The organism is Bartonella sp. MU37NMGALS, assembly GCF_042194015.1.
Classification (GTDB): Bacteria; Pseudomonadota; Alphaproteobacteria; order Rhizobiales; family Rhizobiaceae; genus Bartonella; species Bartonella grahamii.
Genome location: NZ_JBHIML010000086.1, coordinates 1 through 1,247 on the forward strand (window position 1 = coordinate 1; position 1,247 = coordinate 1,247).

Here is a 1,247-nt window from a genome sequence, read left to right on the forward strand (position 1 = left end):
TCATACTCGACACTCGTTACTTCTTCACGCGTCAATGGAATATATTGCGCATTCTCCTCACCAGATATCCGTACCAAACGACCATCGGACAAGTAATTCTGGATAAGATGCAAAATAATCTTACCTTGCCGCTTGCGGTACAAACGTAAACCATCAAACAGACAAGCAAGCAGATTTAAACTGGATTGGCGTCGTTGTGCCTCCAAAATACCCGCTTGTGTCACTTCTCTTGTGCCAATGAATTCGGGCGATAAACCCGTCACCTGATTAATTGCTTCCTTAGCTTCATTAAACAGCTGGAAAAAGCCTTGTGGAAACTGTGCTACAGGCTTTGGTTGTATTTTACCACCTGCCAATGCGTTAGGTTTAACCCATGTAATACTGTCTGATCGGCTTAAACTTTTTGCTGCTTCTCTCTCATCCTTAAATGCACCACTCTCTGCCATTATCCCGCCTTTGGATTGGCTATTAAGGATATACATAACTTGACTAAAGTACTTATTCGCCCACCGTTGTGGGTCTTTTGTAGGACGCACAACCCCATAAAATTGCCGTTCTATCTTGTCAAAATACCCCGTTATACACTCCCAACCCAATTGACCAGCTGGAACCATGGGTTGATCGGGGCATAGCAAAACCTTCCTGCCTAAAAAAGCGCGCTTAACAACCTTTTTATTAAAAGCCGCCCCTTGAATATTAGGCATCATGCACTGTAGCTGCTTAAATTCTTCCTCGCTATAATCACGAAGTTCTCCAGTACTTAAATCGGGCGCTTTGTAATACCTCTCGCTTTCAAACCAACGGCATTCAACAAGTGTTCAAGGCATTGATTTATAATCATAATCTAGCGTTATTCATATTGAATGAGAACCCTGAATAACGTAAGATTCTCTCATCTTAAATCTGTGTATCTTGAATCAATCAAAATCACTTGCTTGCACGTCACAAGCGGGGCTAGCGTGTGGGTAAAAACTATAGCAGAAAGGAGTAAAAATGGTTCTTATGAATCGTCTTAATGCAAGGGCTGTCGCAACATTGGGAGCTGGCAAATATAATGATGGTGCCGGCTTGCTTCTCCATAAGCGTAAAGATGGAGGTGCTCAATGGCTGTATCGTTATACCATTCATGGGCGGCGTCGCGAAATGGGCTTGGGTGCTTTAAGAGATGTCTCTTTAAAACAAGCCCGTGAATTGGCAACTGGGTGGCGGGCTGTTTTACGTGAGGGGCGTGACCCTATTAAAGAACG

1 protein-coding gene and 1 pseudogene are annotated in these 1,247 nt (G+C 43.5%); one reads left to right on the top strand and one right to left on the bottom strand.

Annotated features, from left to right (window positions below; all coding sequences use genetic code 11):
• Nucleotides 1-818, bottom strand: a pseudogene (locus tag ACFIJP_RS09160) (phage portal protein); the annotation flags it as partial.
• A 175-nt stretch (nt 819-993) separates the two neighbouring features.
• Between ACFIJP_RS09160 and ACFIJP_RS09165 the strand changes: the two are divergent.
• On the top strand, nt 994-1,247 hold a 254-nt coding region (locus ACFIJP_RS09165; RefSeq protein ID WP_375627108.1), incomplete at its 3' end, for an Arm DNA-binding domain-containing protein.